The sequence below is a fragment of the Sphingomonas sp. genome (assembly GCF_031361285.1).
Taxonomy (GTDB): Bacteria; Pseudomonadota; Alphaproteobacteria; order Sphingomonadales; family Sphingomonadaceae; genus Sphingomicrobium.
On sequence record NZ_JANMCO010000059.1, the window covers coordinates 1 to 4,114 of the forward strand.

Below are 4,114 nucleotides of genomic sequence, written 5' to 3' on the forward strand. Positions count from 1 at the left end.
ACCTTGTGGCTGCCGGTCGGGAGCAAGGTCGACGTCGCGGCCAAGCAGGACGGTGACGCGGCCAGCGAGGGACTGGTCGAACAACTCAAGGCGAAAACTGCGCTCCGCCGCACGATCAACCGCGACTTCCTCACCGAATCCGACGCCACCGACCCGTCCGCGGTCGGTATCTGGGGGGCGCTCAAGGGCACCTTCCTGACCATCATGGTGACGATGCTCCTCGCCTTTCCGGTCGGCGTTCTGGCCGCCGTCTATCTCGAGGAATTCGCGACCCGCAACCGCTGGACCGACGCCATCGAGGTATCGATCAACAATCTCGCCGCCGTGCCGTCGATCATCTTCGGGCTGCTGGGCCTCGCCGTCTTCCTCAACTTCATGCACCTGCCGCGCTCGGCGCCGCTGGTCGGCGGGCTGACGCTGGCGCTGATGACCATGCCGGTGATCGTCATCGCCAGCCGCAATGCGATCATGTCGGTGCCGCCCTCAATCCGCGACGCGGCGCTGGGGGTCGGCGCATCCAAGATGCAGGTCGTGTTCCACCACGTGCTGCCCCTCGCCCTCCCCGGCATCCTCACCGGCACGATCATCGGCATGGCCCGCGCGCTGGGCGAGACCGCGCCGCTGCTGATGATCGGCATGCGCGCCTTCATCGCCGCGCCGCCGACCGGACTGATGACTCCGGCGACGGTCTTGCCGGTGCAGATCTTCCTGTGGTCGGACGAGGTCGACCGCGGGTTTGTCGAGAAAACCAGCGCCGCGATCATTGTGCTTCTGCTGTTCATGCTTTTGATGAACGGCCTCGCCATCTATCTCCGCAATCGCTTCGAGCAGCGCTGGTGACCAGGATGAAAGAAAAGATGCCCCTCACGCCGACGCCGGCGCCTTCAGCGGTCATTGCCGCCGATGCCCATCGCGAAGACCCGTTCGCAGACGAGCAGGCGGCGGAGGACAATGCCCCACCGCTGCAAACTCACGTCGAGGCTCCGGCGGCGGACCCGGCCGACATGGCCGAGCCCAACGCCGGCCGAACGCCCAAGATGCGCGCGCAGGATGTCAGCGTCTTCTACGGCGACAAGCAGGCGCTGAAGGACGTCTCGATCGACATCCATGACGACCGCGTGACCGCCTTCATCGGCCCGTCGGGCTGCGGCAAGTCGACCTTCCTGCGCACACTAAACCGTATGAACGACACCATCCCGTCGGCACGGGTCACCGGTCATATCGAGCTCGACGCGGAGGACATCAACAGCCCGGATATGGACGTCGTCCAGCTGCGCGCCCGGGTCGGCATGGTGTTCCAGAAGCCTAATCCGTTCCCCAAGTCGATCTTCGAGAATGTCGCCTATGGGCCGCGCATTCACGGCCTTGGAAATTCCAAGACCGAGTTGGCGGAAATCGTCGAGAAGTCATTGAAGCGCGCCGGGCTGTGGGACGAGGTCAAGGATCGCTTGGGCGAAAGCGGAATTTCCTTGTCCGGCGGCCAGCAGCAGCGGCTGTGTATCGCCCGCGCGATTGCCGTCGACCCCGAAGTGATCCTGATGGACGAGCCGTGCTCGGCGCTAGACCCGATCGCCACCGCCAAGATCGAGGAGCTGATCCACGAGCTGCGCGGTCGCTACGCGATCGCCATCGTCACTCACAATATGCAGCAGGCCGCGCGGGTCTCGCAGCGGACCGCTTTCTTCCATCTCGGCGAGATGATCGAGTATGGCAAGACCAGCGAAATTTTCACCAATCCTACGCAGCGGCGCACGCAGGATTACATTACCGGCCGCTACGGCTGATCGGAGCGAAAGCCATGGAACAACAGACCGGCGGGCATACGCTCAAAGCGTTCGACCAAGACATCGACCGGCTGCGCGCGCTGATCAGCCAGATGGGCGGCCTCGCTGAACATGCGATCGGCGAGGCGATGCGCTGCCTTGCCCAGCACGACACCGAAGGCGCCCTGCAGGTCGTCGCCAATGACAAGAAGCTGGACGCGCTCGAAGTCGAAACCGAACGCCGCGCGGTGCAGCTGATCGCCCTCAGAGCGCCGATGGCCGGCGACCTTCGCGATGTCGTCGCGGCGCTCAAGATTTCGGGCGTGGTCGAGCGCATTGGCGATTATGCCAAGAACATCGCCAAGCGGGTCCCGCTGATCGAAAGCGCCAACAAGATCGAGCCCATTTCGCTGCTCCCGGAAATGGCGCGGATCGCGACCAGCATGGTTCACGACGTGCTCGATGCGTTTGTCCAGCGCGACGCCGATGTCGCGGTCGAGGTGTGCGAGCGCGATGATGCGGTCGACGACTTCTACGATTCGATTTTCCGCGCCTTGCTTACTCACATGATGGAAAACCCGCACAACATCAGTCACGCGACCCATCTGCTGTTCGTCGCCAAGAACCTCGAGCGCGTCGGCGACCACGCCACCAATATCGCCGAAATGGTCTATTATGCGGCCACCGGGGAGCACATGACCGACCGCAGCCGCACCAGCACAATTCCCGGCTGACCATGGCAAACCACGGCACCAAGCGGCTGTTACTGGTCGAGGACGACCGGGCGCTGACCGAACTGATGACCTTCCATTTCGGCCGCGAGGGATTCGCCGTAACCAGCACCGCGGCCGGCGACGAAGCGCTGATCCTGGTCGACGAGGTCAAGCCCGATCTGGTGATTCTCGACTGGATGATCGAAGGCATTAGCGGGATCGAAGTCTGCCGCCGGCTGCGCCGAAGCCCGGCTACCGCCAATCTGCCGATCATGATGCTGACCGCGCGCGGCGAAGAAGACGACCGCGTGCGCGGGCTGGAAACCGGCGCCGACGATTTCGTCACCAAGCCGTTCAGCCCGAAGGAATTGATCGCCCGCGCCAACGCCCTGTTGCGCCGCTCGCGACCGCATCTCTCGGCCAAGAAACTGAGTTACCACGGGATCGATATGGACCTTGTCGCCCACCGCGTTCGGCGTAACGGCATGTCCGTTGCGCTGGGTCCAACCGAATATCGATTGCTCCGGCACCTCCTCGAGAACCCCCAACGGGTTTTTTCCCGGCAGCAGTTGCTCGAGGCGGTGTGGCCGCACAGCGAAGAGATCGAGCTTCGCACGGTCGACGTCCATGTCCGCCGGCTTCGCATCGCACTGGCCAAGAGCGGGGAGATCGACCTCATCCGGACGGTCCGCTCGGAGGGTTATTCGCTGGATGCCGACGGCGCCGCCTGAGCAACCAACGCTGATGCGAAGGCTCGCGGCGGAAGGGCTCGGAAGCTTCTTCCTGTTCGCGACCGTTATCGGTTCGGGCATCATGGCCGAGAAGCTGTCGGCCGGGAACGATGCGGTCGCGCTGCTCGGCAATACGATGGCGACCGGCGCCATGCTGTTCGTGCTGATTACCATGCTCGGTCCCATTTCCGGTGCGCACATGAACCCGGCTGTGTCGCTGGTCGCTGCGTCCCGGGGCGAACTAAGCTGGCGGGATGCGGCAGCCTATATCGCCGCGCAATTGGCATTCGGACTCCTGGGGGCGTGGGTCGCGCACCTCATGTTCGACCTGCCGGCTTTGCAATATTCGGTGAAAGCCCGGACCGGCGCGGGACAGTGGCTCGGCGAAGCGATCGCCACTTTCGGCCTGATCCTCACCATCCTTGGGACCGTCCGCTATCGGCCCACAGCAGTGGCGGCCAGTGTCGCGCTGTACATCACCGCGGCCTATTGGTTCACGTCGTCGACCAGCTTCGCCAATCCGGCGATCACCATCGCCCGCAGCCTGTCCAACACCTTCGCCGGAATTGCACCGCATGACGTGCCGCAGTTCATTATCGCGCAATTGCTGGGTGCCGCTTGTGCGGCGCTGGTATGCAAAGCCTTGTTCGATGATTCAACGGCGGAGCGTGGTGGGCGCGGCAAGGATTGAACTTGCGACCCCTGCGGTGTGAACACAGTGCTCTACCACTGAGCTACGCGCCCACGCCCCCGACCAATTATATGGCGCCGGAACGGGGCGCATAAAGCCGCCCTCGTCCGCTGTCTACTGGACGGCGTCCTTGAGGCCTTTGCCAGGACGGAATTTGGGCTGCGAGCTGGCCTTGATCTGGATCGGCTCGCCGGTCCGCGGATTGCGTCCGGTCGA

6 protein-coding genes and 1 tRNA gene are annotated in these 4,114 nt (G+C 63.9%); 5 read left to right on the forward strand and 2 right to left on the reverse strand.

Annotation, left to right across the window (positions count from 1 at the left end):
- From pstA to RMO25_RS06050, 5 genes are all read left to right on the forward strand, one after another.
- On the forward strand, window positions 1-840 hold an 840-nt coding region (pstA, locus tag RMO25_RS06030; RefSeq protein ID WP_309661700.1), incomplete at its 5' end, for a phosphate ABC transporter permease PstA.
- Window positions 841-1,004: 164 nt separating this feature from the next.
- Entirely contained in the window at window positions 1,005-1,784 is a 780-nt protein-coding gene (gene pstB / locus RMO25_RS06035) for a phosphate ABC transporter ATP-binding protein PstB (protein WP_309661704.1), read from the forward strand.
- 14 nt (window positions 1,785-1,798) lie between these two features.
- Window positions 1,799-2,497 carry a phosphate signaling complex protein PhoU gene (gene phoU, locus RMO25_RS06040; RefSeq protein WP_309661701.1) on the forward strand — a complete coding sequence of 233 codons (699 nt, stop codon included), beginning with the start codon at window positions 1,799-1,801 and terminating at the stop codon, window positions 2,495-2,497.
- Between the two features lie 2 nt (window positions 2,498-2,499).
- Window positions 2,500-3,207, forward strand: a complete 708-nt coding sequence (gene phoB, locus RMO25_RS06045) for a phosphate regulon transcriptional regulator PhoB (RefSeq protein WP_309661702.1) — start codon at window positions 2,500-2,502, stop codon at window positions 3,205-3,207.
- Window positions 3,208-3,220: 13 nt separating this feature from the next.
- Window positions 3,221-3,898: an MIP/aquaporin family protein gene (locus RMO25_RS06050; protein ID WP_309661703.1), complete on the forward strand. Its 678-nt coding sequence runs from the start codon at window positions 3,221-3,223 to the stop codon at window positions 3,896-3,898.
- Here RMO25_RS06050 and RMO25_RS06055 read toward each other — a convergent pair.
- Window positions 3,877-3,951, reverse strand: a tRNA-Val gene (locus tag RMO25_RS06055). The genes RMO25_RS06050 and RMO25_RS06055 overlap by 22 nt on opposite strands.
- 61 nt (window positions 3,952-4,012) lie before the next feature.
- The coding region (locus RMO25_RS06060; protein ID WP_309661705.1) for an HU family DNA-binding protein at window positions 4,013-4,114 on the reverse strand (102 nt) is incomplete at its 5' end.